Below are 19,784 nucleotides of genomic sequence, written 5' to 3' on the forward strand. Positions count from 1 at the left end.
GGATGCAAATGAGCATCAAAGGACTCGCCCACGCGGCTATCCGCGCCAAGGATTATCAAGCAACCATCGCATTTTATACAGAGGTGTTCGGATTCAAGCTCGGCCACCATTGGAATCTTCCGGCTTTCCGGATTACCGACGCCTCCATGCTGATTTCGCCCGACGGGCGGACATGCATCGAGGTTTTCGACAACGAAGCGGCCGTTCCCGCACAAGGCAAAAATGCGCTCGCGGACGAAGATGCCGTTTCCGGAGCTTTGCTGCATATCGCCTTTTACGTCGACGATGTCGACGCTGTATACCGCAAAGCGCTCGACCATGGGGCCAAGCCCTATATCGAGCCGGATAACCTGACGCTTGGCGATCCGCCTCTGGTGATCAGAAGCGCCGTGATTCACAGCCCCAACGGAGAGGTCGTCGAAATCCTGGAGGACGTGGATTTTGATCTGTCCCAGCCAAAGTAAATGCTCTATCCGTCATCGCGGCGAACTTGGCGATAGACATAGCGGTATTCGCTTGGCGGCAGACCGGTCGCCTTTTTGAACTGGCGCGAGAAATAAAGGGCGTCGTTAAAGCCGACCGAAGCGGCGATCTGGTCCACGGTGAGCGGTCCGGCCAAAAGTTCCTTCGCCTTCTCGATCCGCACTTTCATTAAATACTGTTTCGGTGAAAGTCCCGTTCGCGCCTTGAAAGCATGAAACAGATGGGCGCGGTGGTAGCCGAGCCTACGTGACAGCTCGCCGATGCTGATCGGCTGGTAGTATTGCAGCGTAATCCAGCGGACCGCCTGCTCCACCTGCCGGTCGATCATCGCGGGCTCACTCGTTTCGGGGGCAGGCAGCAATTGCCGGTTCGCGAGTCCGAACTGATGGAACAACAGCGTCAGCCATCCCGACGCCTCCAGGCTCTCCAGCCTCGGGTCGTCCGCATGCCGGAACGCCGACCGAATCCGGGTGTAAGGGCGATGCAAGGCCGCGATGTCCCCGGAATGGCAAACAGGACTGCCCGGCGTAATGCCGACGTCGGCCAGCTGCCTGGAGACGCCCGCTCCTTTTAAGGCGACCCATGCATAATGCCACGGATTTTGCGAATCGGCCTCATACGAAAACAATACGCCCGGAAAAATGACGAAAGTATCACCGGGACAGCAGCGGCGGTATTGATCCTTCCAGCGAAACTCCCCTTCCCCCTCCAGGACGCTGTGGATGAGAAAATAGTCATGGACGGACGGTCCGATTTTATGAGCGGGATGAGGGCGGCCTTCTCCGCTGAACAGCAGGGTGACGTCTTTTTCCCGGAAATCGGGATTGATGTTGTCTTCAAACATGTAATGGTCGGAAATCATCACAAACCTCCGGATCAAGACATTTTCGGCTTCCTTGCCAGTTTACCGTATTCAAAATCCCCCATACAACATTTATCTATATCTATCTTCGATTCCTCCATACTTTTCCCCTTCCGCCTAAGCTATATTGAAGGCATGAATATAAGCTGGCTGCATACTCAAAAGGAGGAGTTTTTTATGTCGAAAATTACATTTATCGGGGCTGGAAGCACGGTTTTTGCCAAAAATGTGCTGGGCGACTGCATGCAAACGCCCGCTCTGCAGGGATTTGAACTGGCGTTGTACGATATCGACCTTGAGCGGCTGCGGGACTCGGAGAACATGCTGAACAATCTGAAGCGCAGCAGCGGCAGCACCTGCGTCGTCAAAGCTTACAGCGACCGCAAAGAAGCCTTGCGGGGGGCAAAATACGTGATTAACGCCATCCAGGTCGGCGGCTACGATCCCTGCACCATCACGGATTTCGAAATCCCCAAAAAATACGGGCTGCGCCAGACGATCGCCGACACGGTCGGGATTGGCGGCATCTTCCGCAACCTCAGGACGATCCCGGTCATGCTGGAATTCGCGGCCGATATCCGTGAAGTCTGTCCCGACGCCTTATTTCTGAATTACACAAATCCGATGGCCGTGCTGACGAACGTCATGAACACGTACGGCCAAGTCCGCACCATCGGGCTGTGCCACAGCGTTCAAGCCTGCATCCCCGACCTGTTCAAAAGCTTGGAAATGGACAAAACCGGAGTGCAGGCGAAGATCGCCGGAATCAACCACATGGCCTGGCTGCTGGAGGTTACCCGGAACGGCGCGGATTTGTACCCCGAAATCAAACGGCGGGCGGCGGAAAAACAAAAACAGCCCCACAAGGACATGGTGCGCTTTGAGATGATGCTGAAATTTGGGTTTTACATCACGGAATCGTCGGAGCATAACGCCGAATATCACCCTTACTTTATCAAGCGCAATTATCCCGAGCTGATCGACCGCTTCCAAATCCCGCTGGACGAATACCCGCGCCGCTGTGTGAGTCAGATCGCTAACTGGGAAAAAATGCGGGAGGAGCTCGTGAACAACGCGGAATTGAAACATGAGCGTTCGCATGAATACGCATCCTATATTATGGAGGCGATTGAAACCGACGTGCCGTTCAAAATCGGCGGCAACGTGATGAACACTGGGTTGATTCCCAACCTACCGAAGGAAGCTTGCGTCGAAGTGCCTTGCCTGGTGGACGCCAGCGGCGTCACTCCGACTTATGTCGGCGATCTTCCGCCGCAGTGCGCGGCTTTGAACCGGACGAACATCAACACCCAGCTGTTAACGATCGAAGCGGCTATCACCGGCAAAAAAGAGCATATTTACCACGCGGCGATGCTGGACCCCCACACTTCGGCGGAGCTGTCCATGGACGATATCGTCGCGCTGTGCGACGACTTGATCGAAGCGCACGGCGACTGGCTGCCGGCTTACCGCTAAACCGTCTGCTATCTCCGATGCCGACTTCTCCGGAAAATCACCGAAAGCGCGCGGGAGAAAAATCTCCCGCGCGCTTACTTGGCGCTCGTCTATTCCAAGATATCAAGCTCCAAAAACTCCGCTTCCCCATGCTCGACAAAAATTCCGCAGCCGCCCGGCTCGTAATCATAGGCTCGCGTAGCCAGCGCTGTGTCGTTGACATAAATAATGATTGCATTGCCGTTTACGAACACCTTGACTTCCGCCTCATTCGTACCCGCCAGCGAAACATACCGTTCTTCGATAAACATTTGATCCCCGTCAAATTTGTTGGAGCGGTCGAAGACCACTCTGTTCCGCGCGGGCTCCAGCCGAACCTGGCACCATTTCTCCAGCCGCGGCCCGCCGATATGCAGCATGAGTCCGCATGCTAGAGTTCCCGGCGCCCAGCGAAGCTTCGCTTTAACCATACACGCTTCCCTCATGCTTCCGACCTCGGCCCAACCGAAGCCGTAAGGCTCGCTGCCGCACACTCCGTTTTGAAACGTCCAGGTCCCGCGGTGAGCCACCGCGGCTTGGGGCCGCGCTCTACGGTAGGATTCCGCTAAAGCCTGCACCGGTTTTACGCCGAGCGTCCCGTCCGGGCGCTGCACGAGTTCGTGCACCAAGGCGCTTCCGCCCCACTGGTACGGCTTCTTGTCGTCCATCCCGGAGCGGATGGCCTGCCAGCCGACCAGGTAACGGTTTGTGCCGTTAGAGACCGTTTTCGCGGCATAAAAGGCCCGGCCGTCAAACATATCGTCTGCCGCCGGCGTGATCCACGGCCCCGCCGGACTATTGGCCATCCGGTAACGCGTTTCCCACCAGCGCGTATAATTGGAGAAGATCATGTACCACCATTCGCCCATTTGGAAAATATCGTGGCACTCATGGGTAGCAAAAGTTCCCGGAGCGTAAATTGCCGTACCGGGACGCCAGCTCTGTAAATCGGACGACTTCATAATATGGGTGCAGCCCCCGCGGTTATGATCTCCGTCCTTTTCGGTCGCCGTCACCGCCATCCAATATTCCCGCTCCCGGTCGTTCCAGAACACCTGGGGGTCTCTCCAATGCAAGCCGCCGTAATGCTCCGTGTCAGGCGTCACACAATACGAGGCGTCCTTCTCCCAATGGACGAGATCAGTGCTGACGGCCCGCATCAGCACCTGTTCATGCTTGCCCGCGCAATCCCGGTTGCTCTCGTTAAAGCCTGTATAGTAGAAATGGAACACGCCCTCGCGTTCGACGACGCTCCCCGTGCCGATATGCCAGTCCTGATCCTCCGGACTGCCGCACGGTATCGCCAGCCGCGGCTCTCCGTAATGGACGAAATCCGTAGTGGCGACCTCATACACGCAGTACTTATGCAAGTAGAACAAGTGATAAACTCCCTGATGAAAGAACGGCATAAAATCACCGCAAGTATCCGGTCCCGGCATGTCCCCCCGCTCTGCCTCATGCATGTAAAATCGGTATCTGCTTCCCTGCTTCATCCGATCTAACCCCCTCTTATTTCGCCTCAAAAGTGGCGTTGTACCATTCATTGACTTCTTTGGTGATTTGCTCTCCGCCAAGCTTCTTCCAGTTTTCCACGAACGCGTCGAAATCGGAGACCGGAGCGCTGCCCGTGATGATCTTAATGAACGTCTCCTCCTGGAGTTTATCCAGCGTGGCTCCTTTCTGGCTCATCGTCGGCGTCGGCAGTCCGAACCAGGCCGACCGTTCAAGCAGATCGTTGTCGCGGTAGTATCCGATTACCTTCCAGGAGCCTTCGGGACCGAGGAATTTGTAATAATTCCAGCCCAGCGGATCGGCTCCTTTATCCATCCCGTTGTCCATATAGTTCTTGATCGTGTTGTAGTAACGGATCGCCTCCGGATGAATATTTTCCAGCTTCTCCTTGCCCTGCAGCACGTCGTTGATTTGTTTGAAGTATTTATTCGGTTTGTCCTCGGACGGATCGAGGCCGCCGAAGGCGTACGCGGCGAAGTTGATGCCGCTCTCCGGATCCACGCCGAAGGTATTGAGCGTTTCCATCGTCGTTTGCGGATTGTTGATTTTGTCCTGGAACAGGTTGATGATTTTCAGCAGCGCTTCCGGATGCGCGACATCGGCGCGGACGGCAAAATAGCGCTCCATCGTCACCGTGGTGACCGGTTTGGCCGGCTGGCCGTCGGCCGAGACGATCGGCACGCAAATCCATTCGGCCTGCGGATTGTTGACGATGGCGTCCTTGGCGCTCATCCAGGGCAATCCTTCCCTTCCGTAGAATAAGCCGATTTTGCCCGCGGCGATATCTTCGCCCGCTTTCTTCCAATCCTTGACGCCGAACTCTACGTCAATCAGATCATCGGCGAACATTTCTCTCAGCTTCGCCAGCGCGTCCTTCATCCCCGGCTTGACGGCTCCGTACGAAATCGTTCCGTCCTCCCCGCGAATCCAAGCTTTGCCATAGGCGTGATACGCCGCAAAAAAGCCCTCAAAGCTGGCGGTCGAACTGACCAGATCCTTCTGAAAACCGATGCCGAACGTGTCTTTGACGCCGTTGCCGTCAGGATCATCATTCCTGAACGCTTTGGCGATCTTCACGACGTCATCCAGCGTCTTGGGCACGGGAAGGTTCAGCTTCTCCAGCCAATCCTGGCGAATCCAGATCATATCCGCCGTCGCGTCGAAGCCGCCCGTCTGCGGAATCCCGTAGAGCTTTCCGTCCACGTAAGCGGTTTTCATCTGTTTTCCGCCGTCCGCGTTTAACGTCGATTTCAAAGTGTCCGAAGCGTATTTGTCGAAATACGGCGTCAGATCGGCCAATTTCCCCGCTTTGGCAAGCGTGAAGTAGTCTTTTGCCGGAAGCGTCATAATATCGGGCAGATCATCGGAGGCAACCGCCATGGTTACCTTTTGCTGAAAGCCTTCGCCGGCCACCGCCCATTTATAATTGATTTTGATGCCGAGTTCCTGCTCGTACGCCCGGGTCCAAACATTGTTGTTCAGATCATCGCCGGGAAGGTAACGTTCATCCCCGTAGAGGTTCTTCATTGCCGACAACTCGATGGCCGGCTCATACTTTACCAGCGGGCCGTCGTTCTCCGGCGCAGAAACGGCCCCGCCGCCGGTCCGCTCCGGTTTTGCCGCGCCCCCGCAGGCCGATATGGAGGCCATCGCCAGCGCAAGCAATACAATAAGAGATCCTTTCAGCACGATCGTTTTCCGTTGTTTCAAATCTCTCTCCCCCTTTTATTGTTCCTGTCATGAGCCGAATACGGACTTGTCTACCCTTTGACGCTCCCGAGAAGCATCCCTTTGACGAAAAATTTCTGCAAAAACGGATAAACCAGCAAAATAGGCAGCGTACAGGCCAGAATCATAGCCGATCTGAGCGATCTGCCGGTAATTTCCAAAAGTTGCGGATTGTTCGCGAGCGCCGTCGACGAAAGCTGAGACAAATCCAGATTTAGCACCATCGTTTGCAAATAGGTCATCAGCGGATAACGGTCCGGCAAGTTCATGAAAATCAGCCCGTCAAACCAACTGTTCCAGTGGCGGACGAGAATGAACAGCGTGATCGTTGCCAGCGAAGGCAGACTAAGCGGCAAATAGACCCTGACCATCGTGACCAGCCACCCGGCTCCGTCGATCAGAGCCGCCTCCTCCAGTTCGCCGGGAATCGTACGGAAGAAATTCAGCATCAGCAGCACATTGAACATCGCCACCGCCTCCGGCAAAATCAGCGCCCAAACGGAATTGACCAGATGCAGTTCGTTGACCACAAGATACGTGGGAATCAGTCCGCCGTTGAACACCATCGTCACCATGAAAAACCAGACGTAGACGCCTCTTAGGCGAAATGCTTTTTTGGATTTGGACAAGGGATAAGCGACCAGGATCGTCAACGCCAGTTCGGCAGCCCAGCCCAGGAAGGTCCGTTCCACCGTAATCCACAGCGATTTGAAAAATTGCGGATTGGCAAAAATGTATTGAAACGAGCTGGTGTTGAAGCCTTTGGGCCAAAGCCCCACCTGATTGGCCTCCACGACTGAGCGGGAGCTGAATGAAACCGCGATCAAATTCAGAATTGGCAGCAGGCAGAGAAAGGCCATAAACGATAAAAGCAACACGTTAAACACGACAAACACTTTTCTGGATGCGTAATTTTCCATAGCCAGGCCCCCCTTTCGTATAAGCGGCTAGAACACCTTGTATCCCGCCCATTTGTTGGCCAGCTTATATCCGATAACGATCAGGACGAAGGATACGGCCGATTTGAAGAAGCCGACAGCGGTGGCGGGGCCGAACTGCACATCCACGATCCCGATGCGGTAGACCAGGGTGTCAATGATGTCGCCGGTACTGTACACCTGCGGACTGTACAGGTTGTAAACCTGGTCAAACCCGGCCTGAAGCACGTTGCCGATACCGAGCACCATCAGCAGCAAAATGACGGGCGCCAGCGCCGGCAAAGTGACGTGAAGCGTCTGCTTCCATCTGCCCGCCCCGTCGATAATCGCCGCCTCGTATTGAGTCGGGTCGATCGTGGTGATCGCCGCCAGGTAAATGATCGTTCCCCAGCCGAATTCTTTCCAAACATCGGTGATGACGAGCGTGTACGGGAAAGTTTCCGGGTTGCCGAGAAAAAAGATCGGCTTTATCCCTAACGCGGCCAGCGTGTTGTTGATGATTCCCGACGAAGGGGACAAAATATCGATGAGCACCCCGGCCAGCGCCACCCATGACAAGAAGTGAGGCAAATACAGCATGGTCTGCACCGACTGCTTGAACAGGCGGTTGCGCACTTCGTTAAGCAGCAGGGCGAACACAACCGGCACGATCAGATTGCCGATGATTTTCATCACGGCGATAAACAAGGTGTTCCACAGAACATTGAAAAATCCGGGCAAATTGAAAACGTACTCAAAATTGTCCCAGCCTATCCATCTCTGATCGAAAAAACCGAAAACGGGCTGATAATCCATAAATGCGATGGACAATCCCGCGATGGGAACATAGCGGAAAATGATCGTCAGGACGACCGCCGGCAAAAGCATGACATGGAACGGAAGCTCCTTGAGAAACCATTTTTTCTTTGATTTGCCGGATGTTGCGATTCTAATCTCCCCCTTTTAAAGCGCTTACTTTGCGATCGCAATTTCATTATCCGGCTTTTCCGCGCTGTTTCCCATGCTAATCTTTAGACTTTTATCTCCATTCCTTTACTTATTTTTGCGGTTTCGAGCCTTCCTTTTTAAGCATGACGGTTTCTGTATTCTTGCGGCGTCAGCCCCACCGTCAACTTGAAGATGCGGATAAAATAGTTGGTGTTGTCGTATCCGCATTTTTGCGCGACTTCGTAAATTTTCATTTTCGTGTGGGTCAACAGCGACCGGGCCAGTTCCATTCTGCGCCGGGTGATATAGTCGTGAAGTCCGATTCCCACATCCCGCTTGAATATCCGCGAAAGATAGCTGGGGTTGAAGCCCGTCGCCCGGCCCAGCGCGTTTAAGGACAAATCCGACGCCAAATGCTGGCCGATATAGTCTTTGATCCGGCAAATCGTCGCCTCCGCGTTGAACCGGCGTTCCGCGTCCGCCGCCTCGCACAGCGCCCGGCCCAGCTTTTCCAAATATCCGGCCCGTTCCGGCCAGCCCTGCATTCGGGTAGGCGTGTACAGCAGCGCCAAATCGATATCGCCCGGCAGCGCGGAATATAACCGGGTTTCGTTCAAATGCCCGAGCAGCGCCTTTCCGGCCGTCAGATAAAGCTCGATGGCATGAAGCGTGTACCCGCCGCGAACTCCGGACAGGACCCGGCACAACTCGTCCAGAAGACTGCGGAACGATTTCAGATTTCCGTTCTGCAGATGGGTCTTAAGCAATTCCACTCGCGGCAGCAGACGCAGGATATCCGCACACTCTTCTTCCTCCGCCAAGGAAGACTCGGGATATCGTTCTCCCTCCATGGCGATTCCTTCCTGGCTGCACAGATCAAAGAGCGCCAGCGTTCTTTGGAGCGAGCGGTAAACGCGGCCGATCTCCATCCAGTTAACCTGCTCTCTCGCCAGCACAAAGGAAAACTTGCATCCCGCCCGTTCCGCTAAAATCGTCTGAATATCCTCCAGCAGCGGCACCGGTACCGCCGGCAAGCCGGGCCCGCTGTCGCGTCCGGCCAGAAACCAGAGAATATCCTCCCGATGACTTGCGCTGAAAATTTGCCAGGGCGACGGATGAAGCTGTGCCCGCAAAATTTGCTCCACGGTCAATTGCACGAGCCCTCTAACCGGCAACGGCAATTGATCCGTGCAGCTTCTCCCGAGGAGAACCAGCACGGGCTGGGCGGGCGTTAACGATTCGTCCAATTCGGCCATCGCCCGAAACATCGCGCCCGCATCGGGCGAAGATTCGTTAAGCAACGCCGCCAGCAAATGATCCCTAAATACCGGAAGCAGCGTGGCAAGACGCGCTTGGGCCTCCGTATACTGGTTTTGCAAACCTTGCTCGTAGGCGATCCGGTCCAAGGCCGCAGCGACCGCGGCGATGACTTTGTCGTCCCCCTCGGTTTTCAGAATATAATCGGTGGCGTCTTGCTTGATGGCCTTGTAGGCATACTCGAAATAGTCGTAACCGGTCAGGAAAATAATTTTGACGGCAGGGTGCAGCGCGCGCATGCGCCCGGCCAATTCAAGCCCGGTGACGCCCGGGATTTGGATGTCGAGCAGAACCACGTCCGGGCCAAACTCCGCAAATACGCCGAGCGCCTCTTTGGACGAATAGGCGGCCTTCACCTCCAGCCCCAATTCCTCCCGCTCCCGAAACAGCATTTGCAATCCGTCGGCAATCGTGGGCTCGTCGTCCACGATCAACAGCTTCCGGCCAGATTCGTTCATGTTACCCCCTCGCTTTCTTCGTTCAAAATGCGAATTTCGACGCAAAGTCCGCCGAACCGCGATTTGGAAATGGATAGTCCGGCCCGCGTTTTGAAATAAATTTGCAGCCGTCTGTGAATATTCGTTAACGCCGTGATCTGTCCGTCCTTGCTCCCCGTCTCGACTAGAGTGCGGATATGCTGCACCGTTTCCGTATCCAGCTCCCCGCTGTTCTCGACGCGGATGGCCAGTTCCCCGCCGCATTCACGGAAGGAGACGCTCAAGCAGCCGGACGAGTCCGAAGAAACTTTTTCAAAAACGTACTGAAAGGCGTTTTCCAACAAAGGCTGGAGAATCAGGCGGGGAACGGGGGTGTCCGCCCAGCGCTCAGGCAGTTCGGCAATGTCGATCTTAACGCGCTGTTTGAAGCGGTAGCCCTGAATGGCCGCGTAGTTCCGCGCATGCTCCACCTCCTCCCGAAGCCTCTTCTCGTCCTCGCCGTCACGAGTAATGTACTCGTAAAATTTGCCGAGATGCTCACAGAAAGCGACGCTGTTCTCGTAGTCTTTCATTTTGATCATGCGATAAAGAAGATAATAGCTGTTGTACATAAAATGAGGATTGATCTGAGCCTGCAAATGCTTCAATTGGGCATGGCTGATCAGAAGCTGCTGTTTTAAATCTTGTTCGATCAGAAAATCGATTTGGCCGACCATTCCGTTGAAGCTGTCGTACAGCTTGGCAAAATACGATGGCTCGTCCCGGGTAATCCGGTACTTGAAGTTTCCGGCCCGAACCTGCTCGAAGGCATCCTCCAGCAGAAGCTTCAGCGGATGATACACTCGGCGGTAGGATTCCAGAAAACCGGACAGCACGACGGCCGCGATGATCGCGATAAAGCTCAGCAGCAGCGTCAGGGCGATCCCGATCACCACCTGATTCGTGTTATCTACGTAAAGCCACAGCAGTTGGGTCTCAAGGGCCTCGGATTCGCTCCGGATAACATCGAACCGCCTGCCGCCAAGCATAACCTGCTGTCCGGCCGCCGCATCAACCGTCAGGGTGTCTCCCGCACGCGCGCTGGAGACGATAAATTGCCGTTCGCCGCCGGTCAGCACGATGATATCCTCGTCGGTCAACTGGGCGTTCTTCAGTTGTTCTTCGATCGCCCGTTGATCCAGCTCCACAATCAGGACGCAGTCAAGATCCCGGCTGTCCGCCGCATTTGTAACCGCTTCCATAACAATCAAGCGGTTATTGTATGTCCGCAGCGTGGACGTATTCTTAGTATTTTTAAACAGCTCCTGCTGCATGTCATCCCAGGTCTTGGGGTTCATATCGTTTATTTCGTCGGTGCCGATCACTTTGCCGATGGACTTGAAGTAAATTTCCGCATTAGACACCAGGCGGCTGCTGTTCTTGAGCGATTTCATTTGATCCATCATGGCGCGGATCATTTGATAACGCTGGAAATAAGGGCTGGACGCATAAAGATAGCGTATATTGTCCACATTCTCGTCCATCATGACGCCGTACTGGATGCGTTTGATCGTTTCAATTTCACTTTCGATATCGTGATGCACGAATTTTAGCCGCTCAACCTGTTTGTAGTAAATAATCTCCGAATAATACCGCTGGCTGCGCAAAAACAATACGGCGCCGAAAATAATGGCGATCACCAGGATTGCGGCAATCACCAGCAAAAAACGTTTATAGAGCATGTCGAAAACAAGATTATTCGCGTGCGCTTTGCTTCTCATAGACCCATCCCTTTCCCTCGATGTTCGCCGTCCCGCCACACCATTAACCAATACACTACCCTGGCAGTGAGCATCTTCATCCCCTTTCAGAGAGCGCTTCCAAAATAAAGTGAAACGTTTCCATTTTTTGTCCGAAACAACCTCTCGGCAATCGCTCAGGTTGTTTCGCCCCGCCTGAAAACGACCGGCAGCCGGTAAGCTTCCTGCAGCTGCCTTTCCCCGCCCATGATCCGAAAGAGCAATTGAACGGCCGTGCGCGCCATCTCCTCCACCGGCTGGCGGATCGTGGAACTAAGGATGGCTCTGGATTCCGTCGTAACCGATCACCTTGACATCCTCCGGAACCTTCAGTCCCAACTGCACCGCCCGGTCGATATATTTGGCGGCGAACATGTCATTAATGGCAAACACGCCGTCGGTCTCCCGGTGGATACGGAAAAATTCATCGAAATACGCGGCTTCGTCCGCGATCGGATCCGGCCGTTCAAATATGGCGTAGTCCACGCCAAGCCGCCTCGCTTCATACGCAAATCCCGCCTTGCGGTTCATCATTTCGCTGGGCATGGCCGCAACCGCTCCAATGAAGACGGGCTTTTGAGCTCCGGCCTTAACCAACTCCCGCAACGCGAGCCGGCCGCCTGCGAAATTGTCCGAAGTAACGCAGGTGATCGGGCGGTTGAAATGGCAGTCGATGCTGACCATCGGAATTTCGGGGCCGACATTGTCCTCAATGTCGTTATAAGTAATTCCCACAATCCCGGCCACTTTGTTCTGCCGGAGCATATCCAGGTAATAAAGCTCCTTTTCCGGCTTGCCGCCGCTATTGCAGAGCATCAGCTTAATCCGCTGCGATCGAGCTCGTCCTCGACATAATAAGCCAATTCGGAAAAGGACGAGTGCCAAATACTGGGCAGCAGCAGCGCAACCATTTTCGACTTCTGCATTTTAAAGTTCCTGGCTACTTCATTGGGAACATAGTTCATCCGCCGGATGACCTCTTCCACCTTCCGGTGCGTTTCCAATTTGACCGGCCCCGAGTTGTTGATGACCCGGGAGACCGTTCCTACCGCCACTCCGGCCATTTGCGCGACATCCTTGATACTTGCCATGGAATCCCCGCTTTCATCTTCGCTGAACTTATCATAACACCGGATTGGAAGCGCTTCAATTTACTGCGTGGAATATTTCATTTCTGACGAGCCCGGAGCGGCCCGGATTCCGTATATTCAGGCGTCCTCGGGCAACTTGTTTAAAGGTTGCTTATGTGATACTGTGATGACAGCAATCTTTTAATAGTAATGATTTCGTTTAAGTATAATATATGCAAACGCCTAGCGTAGAAGGGTGATATTCAATGACACGTTCTATAAATACGGCAAACACGGCAGAAGAATGCGATACGAGCTGCCTAGGATCGGCGGCGGATTTGGCTGAGGTCAAAGCGGAGCTCATCGATGACCAGGCGGCGGTTCAGCTTGCCGATTGGTTTAAGGCTTTCAGCGATCCGACACGCGTGAAAATCATCAGCGCCCTGCTAAAAAGGGAATTGTGCGTGCATGATTTGACGGTGCTGCTCGAAATGGGGCAGTCGGCCGTTTCCCACCAGCTGCGGTACCTGCGCAACCTGAGAATCGTTAAACGGCGCAAGGTTGGCAAGACGGTTTATTATTCGCTTGACGACGCTCACATCGAGCAAATTTTTCTCCAAACCCTTCAGCACACCAACCACGGATGATACGAAAAACCGCAGATCGGCCCCGTCCCGGCCCCGGCGAGCAGCGCGCTCCGGCCGGGGACGGGAGCGGGATCGGCGATTGCCCATCTCGCCCAACCCCATTCCCTTAACTCAAGTTGGGCTTGATTTTTAATACGCGCATCGCGTTCAGAACGGCAAGCAGAGTGACGCCTACATCCGAGAACACCGCTTCCCACATCGTCGCAATCCCAAACGCGCCCAGAAGCAGGAAAACCGCTTTGACGAGCAGCGCAAAAATAATGTTCTGCCATACGATGCGCCGGGTGCTCTTCGCAATATGAATTGCCGAAGCCAGCTTGGAAGGCTCATCGGTCATGATGACGATATCGGCCGCTTCAATCGCCGCGTCGGACCCAAGGCCGCCCATGGCCACGCCGACATCCGCTCGGGCCAACACCGGCGTGTCGTTGATCCCGTCGCCGACGAACACGATCTTTTCTTTGCCCGCTTTCTGGCGGTCGATCTTCTCCAGTTCCTCCACCTTATGCTGCGGCAGCAGTTCGGCCCGGACCTCGTCGACGCCCAGCTTTTTGCCGATCGCTTCGCCCACCGCCTTGATGTCGCCCGTCAGCATCACAATCTTCTTCACGCCGAGATTTTTCAGAGAACGGATCGCCTGTGCCGAATCCTCCTTAACCTCGTCGGCAATGACCAAATAACCGGCGTATTGCCTGCCGACCGCGACATGCACGATGGTGCCCAGCTCGGCAGGCGCGGCGAAAGCGATATTTTCCCGCTTCATTAGCTTCGCGTTGCCCGCCAGCACCTCCCTGCCTTCGAACATAACCTGAATGCCGTGGCCCGATATTTCGTTGTACCCCGAGAGCAGCTCTTCTTTCAGTTCCCTTCCGTAAGCTTCCCTGATCGACTCCGCGATCGGATGGGTGGAGTGCATTTCGGCAAAAGCGGCCTGACGCAGCAGTTCCTGTTCGGTCCATCCGTTTTGCGGGTAAATGCCGTTAACTTTAAACGCGCCTTTGGTCAGGGTTCCCGTTTTATCGAACACGACGTATTTGACGTCATTCAGCGCTTCCAGGTAATTGCTGCCCTTAACCAGCACGCCGTTCTTGGAGGAAGCGCCGATGCCGCCGAAGAAGCCGAGCGGAATTGAAACCACCAGGGCGCAAGGACAGGAAATGACCAGGAATACCAGAGCCCGGTATACCCAATCCGCGAAGGTCGCGCCGCTAATGATCAGCGGAGGAAGAACGGCCAGCAAAGCGGCGACGATGACAACAAACGGCGTATAGTAACGGGCAAATTTTGTAATAAAGTTTTCCGTCGGAGCCTTTTTGCTGCTTGCGTTCTCGACCAGATCGAGAATTTTGGCCACGGTCGACTCGCCAAACACCTTCGTAACCTCGACCGTCAAAACCCCGTGTTTGTTGATAAATCCGCTCAGCACATCATCGCCGGCAGCCACTTCGCGCGGTACGGACTCGCCGGTCAGCGCCGAGGTATCCATAGCCGAGCTTCCTTCCGCGACTTTACCGTCAAGCGGTACTTTCTCGCCAGGACGAACGACGATGAAATCGCCGATCCGCACTTCCTCCGGACTCACCCGTTTGATCTCGTCGCCCGCCTTCAAATTGGCAAAATCCGGGCGGATGTCCATCAGCGCGCTGATCGATTTCCGCGACCGGTTGACGGCAATGCTCTGGAACAGTTCACCAATCTGGTAAAAGAACATGACGGCCACGCCTTCGGGGTACTCCCCGATCACAAACGCACCGACGGTTGCGATCGCCATCAGGAAGTTTTCATCGAACACCCGGCCTCTGACGATGTTTTTCAGCGCCTTGTAGACGATATCCCCGCCCACAACGAGGTAGGAGGCCAGAAACAGGATCAGCTTAAGCTCCTGACCCAAGGATAACGATAGCGCCGCCGCGCCGATGACAAAACCTGCAGCCAGGCGGGCGACCATGATTTTAAGGCTTTGCGCCCCGTGGTCATGGGAATGGCCGTGTCCATCCTCAGCCGCTTCGGCACCGCGATCGTCAGCATGATCATGGCCGCGGCTGTGGCCGTGGTTATGGGCACGTTTAATTCCCGCCGCTCCTTGCTCCAATACTTTGACGTCAGGCTCCAGCGCGCGGATTTTTTTCTTGGTCTGCTCAAGGATCTCCTCGCTGCGGTCCATGACCATTTCCATGGTTAACGTTTTGTTCACAAAATTCACCGAACAAGCCGAAACCCCGTCAATGTTCTGAACACCGTTTTCGATTTTCATAGCGCAGTTCGCGCAATCCAAGCCTTCCAGAACGAATTTGCGTTTAACTATACCTGCAGCCGTTTCCATCCGCTTGCTCACTCCTCAATATTAAAACGATATATGAGTAAATGTTCATATATAGTATATTCTTGTTGGTTAGCCAGTGTCAACGAAATTCGGCACAGCTTGGGCCCCTTTTTCTGCGGTTCCGACGCGGATAAAAAGGAGCCGGTTACGCAAATGGCAAAGACGATCCGGTTAATTGGTTAGGCTGCCCGAGGAACTCCAATGAAAGACATAAGGGCAAAAAAGGGCGTTATTCTGGCCATATCCGTCCACTTAGCGGTACGTAGAAGCAATGTCGTTATTTTCTCGAATCGCATGGGAATTCACGCATACCGGACCATCCGCAGGAAAATAAGGACGAAAAATGCATCTAACATTTAGAAACATGCCTGAACCCGAATAATAGGTACCTAAAGTGCCGCTATTTTGAAGGCCGAGATCCAGTGCGGAGCCGAGGAGATTGGCGCGGCCGTTTCAATAGCCGGCCGTGCCAAGCACCGATTTCTAGGTTGAGCCTCGCTTTTTCCCCCTAAGAAAAGCCGCCGCCATACCCGCATGATTTGGAGAGCGGGTCCCGCCATGGCTCGGGGCTTCATTTCTTACCCATGCGCACCCATAAATATTCTTTGGGCTCTGCTGCAGATCAACATCCGTTGGCCGAACGCTTTGCACAATTATCCCGTTTGATCAGGAAGCAGAGATGAAGATATATTCAGGAGAGGAAGATATATTGGGGAAAAGGGGGTATGTTTGTGATAAGCAGTCATGTTCGAGATCATTAGTCAGATTCGGGAGAAGGGAAGCCGACCTGACGGGAGGGTTGGGGCAAGAAACCGGGAAAAATGAAAAGACTGTGATCAGGCCGCAGCCGCAAGGAGCTGGTTCGGTTGGCGCGCGATCAGCTTACGGTAAGGGATCGCCGGAATCGCCACACACATCTGCAGCAACTTCTGCCGCATCGTTTCTTCCGCTCCGGGCAGTCCTCCGGACAGGCGCAACCGGCGGCGTCCGGTGTATTCGTTCAGGTACGCCTGCAGATGCTTCAGTCCCAAGGCTCCATACGTACTCTTCAGCGATTCCCACGCCTCTCTCACCACTCTCCGCAAGGGCGCATACAGCCGAAAGGCCTGAGGGAACAACTGTACCGCCGATGTACGGACATCCACATGCCCGCCAATAAACGCGGTTAGATCGTGACGGTCTGCCCTTTTTTCGCCTCCCCGCTTATGCGGCACCAGGCGGATTTTGACCTGCTCCGGCTCGCCCGACTCTGTTACCGTGCAGCCCGCTACGACCGCCGAGGCGTACGGATGCGAAAGCTGGCACCGGGACGGATTACGCCCATACTGATCGCTGTTCACCTTCACGTCTCCGGAGAGCAGTTCCCGGGCATCGAACTCCCCTACGGCATGACGTATTTTGTGCAGCATCGACCAGGCGGTCTTGTAGGCGACCCGGATCACCTGGCGCAGCCGCAGCGCCGAGATGCCGCCCTCCAGCAGGAACAAATCCAGCGCCTGAAACCACTTCACCAGGGGGAGATGCGTTCCTTCAAAAATCGTGCCGACCAAAGGCGATGTTTGATGCTTGCACTTTCCGCACTCAAATAAGGGGATATGCCGGGAGGTCAGACGGCTGCACCGGGTGTGAGCGCAGCGCGGGCAGACAAAGCCGCTTGGCCACTTCATCGCGATCAGCGCCTCCATGCAGTCCTGCTCGCTGTTAAAACGGCTGCTGAATGGTTGAAGTTCCGTTCCCGCATTGGCTTCCATATCCGCTTACCTCCCGAATCAAGAATACACGAACATAAGTTCCATTTATTTCATTATACAAAACATACGTTCTCTAATCAAGCCAAAAATCTCACCTGCACCGCCTCATTTTTTCCCCATCTTTTTTTTGTTTTTTTCTTCTCTCTTTTTTGGAATCCTTGCTCTAGCCCCCATCCCCTGTTCCCTGAGCGAAAGGAATAATCGTGCAAAGGCAGGCAGCATGCAGGGACACCAAGAGACAAACGCCATAAACAGCCACATTAGATTTTTTTACATACTAAGGTATTTGTCAAATTCTGACTATTGAAAAGACACTTTAGTTGACAATATCCTATTCAAGTATAGTTTTGACCACTTTGATCTGGGAGTGCATATGCCCATTGTTTGTCACTTTACAACAATCAGCAGCATTTTAAAGGCTTCCTCTACCGCCTTCAGGCCGTGGGGAATGTTTGCCGGCATAATAATAGTTTCGCCTTCCCTAACAGTGTACACTTCATCGCCGATCGTAATCTCGGCTGTGCCTTCGATGACATTCACCATCGCATCCCCGGAAGAAGAGTGCTTTTTGATTTCTTCTCCTTGATCGAGCGCAAACAAGGTCATTCCAAGGTTCGGACGCTGCACTAGCGTTTTGCTGGAAATCTGGTGTTGTTCAACCGTTATTTCATCCGCCAATTTTAATACTTTTGCCTGCGGTAATTTATTAATGTTCATGTTCATTCCTCCAAATATATAAAATAATGTTGTTCATCTTAGTCAATTAGCCAATTTGCACGAACTTGCATCTGCCCGCCGCTTGGAGGGCATGTTTTTTTTGCGCCGAAATCACGACGGAATCCCCTTCGTTTAATGCCAGCTTCTTCCCGTCAACGGCAACTTCAAGCTGTCCCTCAAAAACATATAACAATTTGGGTGCCTCGGCAGATTCGGAGCTTATGCTTTCATTATCGTCAAAGGCAAAAAGCACCGCGTCCACGCCTAGATATGAAAAAAAGCGGCTGTTAATTTGCTGGCTGCGGTATTGCACCAGTTCCTTTACGGCAAACGTTTTTTCCGGCTCAAGGTTCATAGCTTCTCCCTTCCCCTCGTAATTTACCTCATTGTAAATCCGCCAACCCGCAAAAAGAAGGATTCAAATCAAATTTTCAAGGCGGTTCAAGTATTTTTTTGGTTTGATTTCAATCCTCTGCCGGACAAGCCGCGAGATATACAATCGAGTTGTTCCTAAATCCATTCCACAGGAGGTTTTCAAATATGCAACCCGGATTCGAAATCAGCAAGGACGTATACTGGATCGGAAAAATCGACAACCGCGAGGTTCCCTTCCACCGGCTGCTTCTGACCAAAGGCACCACCTACAATTCCTATCTGCTGAAAACCGGCAAACCGACGGTGATCGACACCGTCGATATGGAATTCGGCAGAGAGTTCGCCGACCATGTCACCGAACTGATCAACCCGCTGGATATCCAATACATTGTCATCAACCATACCGAACCCGATCATTCGGGCGGACTAGCGGCGCTGGCCGCCAGGGCAACCAATGCCACGATTGTATGTACGGAAGTAGCCGTTCCGGAAATCCAGCAAATGTACAAGCTCCAGCACCGTCAATATCTGGCGGTCAAGGACGGCGATACACTGGATATCGGCGGCAAAACGCTTCTATTTAAAGAAACACCTTATTTGCACACCGAAGAAACGATGATCACTTACTGCGTGGAAGATAAAATCTTGTTTCCTTGCGACATTTTCAGTACCCATGTGGCCGTAAACAGCCTGTTTGCGGATGAAGCCGGGTTTGATGTCACCGAGGATTTTACCGGGTATTACCGGGCCATCATCCATCCGCACAGAAGATATGTGCGAACCTTAATCGAAGCCGTCAAAGACTTGGACATCCAAATGATCGCCCCGTCGCATGGTTTTATTCTCCGCAGCGACATCGGCAAATATATCCGTTTGTATGCCGAACTCAGCACGGAAACCAAGCAAGACAAAAAGGTGGCCATCGTTTATGCAACGTTTAAAAACAACACCAAAAAAATGGCCCAAATCCTAAAAGACAGCTTCGAGGAAAACCGTATCGGCGTTGAGCTATGGGACGTGGATAAAGCGGATGAAGCCGATGTGCTGAACAGCATCGCCGCTGCCGATGCCGTTTTTATCGGCAGCTCCACCAAATATGCGGATATGACCGGCAAGCTGGAAAGCCTGCTCAAGAAACTTCCGGACATGAATCTGGAAGGCAAGCTTGGCGCGGCTTTCGGTTCGTACGGATGGAGCGGCGAAGCGATCGAAGTCGTGCAGGATTACTTGAATGCCACAAATATGCAGGTGCAAAGCACCTCCAACGTGATCAAAACGACCGGCATGACCCACGTTGAATTCCCGGTGCGCATCCGGTTCACCCCTAATGACGAAGACAAAGTCAGAAAAATCAAAAACGCCGCCGAGTTCGTCGCGGATCTGCTGCTTAGCGTGATCTAGGGTCCGGCAAAAGGAGAGAAAACC

17 protein-coding genes are annotated in these 19,784 nt (G+C 53.7%); 4 read left to right on the forward strand and 13 right to left on the reverse strand.

Going from position 1 to position 19,784, the window contains the following annotated elements:
* Nucleotides 1-8 precede the first annotated feature (8 nt).
* Nucleotides 9-464 carry a VOC family protein gene (locus DYE26_RS10510; protein WP_036623997.1) on the forward strand — a complete coding sequence of 152 codons (456 nt, stop codon included), beginning with the start codon at nt 9-11 and terminating at the stop codon, nt 462-464.
* Between the two features lie 5 nt (nt 465-469).
* Here the strand turns inward: DYE26_RS10510 and DYE26_RS10515 are convergent, their stop codons facing one another.
* Entirely contained in the window at nt 470-1,345 is an 876-nt protein-coding gene (locus DYE26_RS10515) for a helix-turn-helix transcriptional regulator (RefSeq protein WP_036623998.1), read from the reverse strand.
* Between the two features lie 177 nt (nt 1,346-1,522).
* Between DYE26_RS10515 and melA the strand changes: the two genes are divergently transcribed.
* Nucleotides 1,523-2,821: an alpha-glucosidase/alpha-galactosidase gene (melA, locus tag DYE26_RS10520; RefSeq protein WP_036623999.1), complete on the forward strand. Its 1,299-nt coding sequence runs from the start codon at nt 1,523-1,525 to the stop codon at nt 2,819-2,821.
* Nucleotides 2,822-2,910: 89 nt separating this feature from the next.
* On the opposite strand, the gene DYE26_RS10525 is transcribed toward melA, so the two are convergent.
* From DYE26_RS10525 to DYE26_RS34140, 8 genes are all read right to left on the reverse strand, one after another.
* A complete protein-coding gene (locus DYE26_RS10525) occupies nt 2,911-4,332 on the reverse strand; it encodes a glycoside hydrolase family protein (protein ID WP_036624000.1) in 1,422 nt (473 codons plus the stop codon).
* A 16-nt stretch (nt 4,333-4,348) separates the two neighbouring features.
* Nucleotides 4,349-6,061 carry an extracellular solute-binding protein gene (locus DYE26_RS10530; protein ID WP_051985539.1) on the reverse strand — a complete coding sequence of 571 codons (1,713 nt, stop codon included), beginning with the start codon at nt 6,059-6,061 and terminating at the stop codon, nt 4,349-4,351.
* Nucleotides 6,062-6,111: 50 nt separating this feature from the next.
* On the reverse strand, nt 6,112-6,999 hold the full coding sequence (locus tag DYE26_RS10535; RefSeq protein WP_036624001.1) for a carbohydrate ABC transporter permease: 888 nt from the start codon (nt 6,997-6,999) through the stop codon (nt 6,112-6,114).
* Between the two features lie 27 nt (nt 7,000-7,026).
* The gene (locus DYE26_RS10540) at nt 7,027-7,884 is read right to left on the reverse strand and encodes an ABC transporter permease (RefSeq protein ID WP_051985540.1); all 858 of its coding nucleotides are present in this window, start codon (nt 7,882-7,884) and stop codon (nt 7,027-7,029) included.
* A 197-nt stretch (nt 7,885-8,081) separates the two neighbouring features.
* The gene (locus DYE26_RS10545) at nt 8,082-9,719 is read right to left on the reverse strand and encodes a response regulator (RefSeq protein WP_036624003.1); all 1,638 of its coding nucleotides are present in this window, start codon (nt 9,717-9,719) and stop codon (nt 8,082-8,084) included.
* Nucleotides 9,716-11,458 (reverse strand): sensor histidine kinase, encoded by a 1,743-nt coding sequence (locus DYE26_RS10550; RefSeq protein WP_051985541.1) that lies wholly within the window; start codon nt 11,456-11,458, stop codon nt 9,716-9,718. Before DYE26_RS10550 ends, DYE26_RS10545 begins: the two co-directional genes overlap by 4 nt.
* Nucleotides 11,459-11,749: 291 nt before the next feature.
* Nucleotides 11,750-12,292: a substrate-binding domain-containing protein gene (locus DYE26_RS10555; RefSeq protein WP_255310096.1), complete on the reverse strand. Its 543-nt coding sequence runs from the start codon at nt 12,290-12,292 to the stop codon at nt 11,750-11,752.
* Complete coding sequence (locus DYE26_RS34140; protein ID WP_227872641.1) at nt 12,292-12,567, reverse strand: LacI family DNA-binding transcriptional regulator; 276 nt, start codon at nt 12,565-12,567, stop codon at nt 12,292-12,294. The genes DYE26_RS10555 and DYE26_RS34140 overlap by 1 nt, the downstream gene beginning before the upstream one ends.
* 245 nt (nt 12,568-12,812) lie before the next feature.
* On the opposite strand from DYE26_RS34140, the gene DYE26_RS10560 reads away from it, so the two are divergent.
* On the forward strand, nt 12,813-13,193 hold the full coding sequence (locus DYE26_RS10560; protein WP_036624004.1) for an ArsR/SmtB family transcription factor: 381 nt from the start codon (nt 12,813-12,815) through the stop codon (nt 13,191-13,193).
* 106 nt (nt 13,194-13,299) lie between these two features.
* Here DYE26_RS10560 and DYE26_RS10565 read toward each other — a convergent pair whose 3' ends face one another.
* The 4 genes from DYE26_RS10565 to DYE26_RS10580 all read right to left on the reverse strand — a co-directional run bounded on the left by DYE26_RS10565 (nt 13,300) and on the right by DYE26_RS10580 (nt 18,339).
* Nucleotides 13,300-15,516 carry a heavy metal translocating P-type ATPase gene (locus DYE26_RS10565; protein ID WP_036624005.1) on the reverse strand — a complete coding sequence of 739 codons (2,217 nt, stop codon included), beginning with the start codon at nt 15,514-15,516 and terminating at the stop codon, nt 13,300-13,302.
* 836 nt (nt 15,517-16,352) lie between these two features.
* On the reverse strand, nt 16,353-17,267 hold the full coding sequence (locus DYE26_RS10570; RefSeq protein WP_115311208.1) for a transposase: 915 nt from the start codon (nt 17,265-17,267) through the stop codon (nt 16,353-16,355).
* A 387-nt stretch (nt 17,268-17,654) separates the two neighbouring features.
* A complete protein-coding gene (locus tag DYE26_RS10575) occupies nt 17,655-17,984 on the reverse strand; it encodes a cupin domain-containing protein (protein WP_227872642.1) in 330 nt (109 codons plus the stop codon).
* A 46-nt stretch (nt 17,985-18,030) separates the two neighbouring features.
* A complete protein-coding gene (locus DYE26_RS10580) occupies nt 18,031-18,339 on the reverse strand; it encodes a cupin domain-containing protein (RefSeq protein WP_036624008.1) in 309 nt (102 codons plus the stop codon).
* Between the two features lie 185 nt (nt 18,340-18,524).
* Here DYE26_RS10580 and DYE26_RS10585 point away from each other — a divergent pair, with 185 nt between their 5' ends.
* On the forward strand, nt 18,525-19,760 hold the full coding sequence (locus tag DYE26_RS10585) for an FprA family A-type flavoprotein (protein WP_036624009.1): 1,236 nt from the start codon (nt 18,525-18,527) through the stop codon (nt 19,758-19,760).
* Nucleotides 19,761-19,784 lie beyond the last annotated feature (24 nt).

This window comes from Paenibacillus macerans (genome assembly GCF_900454495.1).
Classification (GTDB): Bacteria; Bacillota; Bacilli; order Paenibacillales; family Paenibacillaceae; genus Fontibacillus; species Fontibacillus macerans.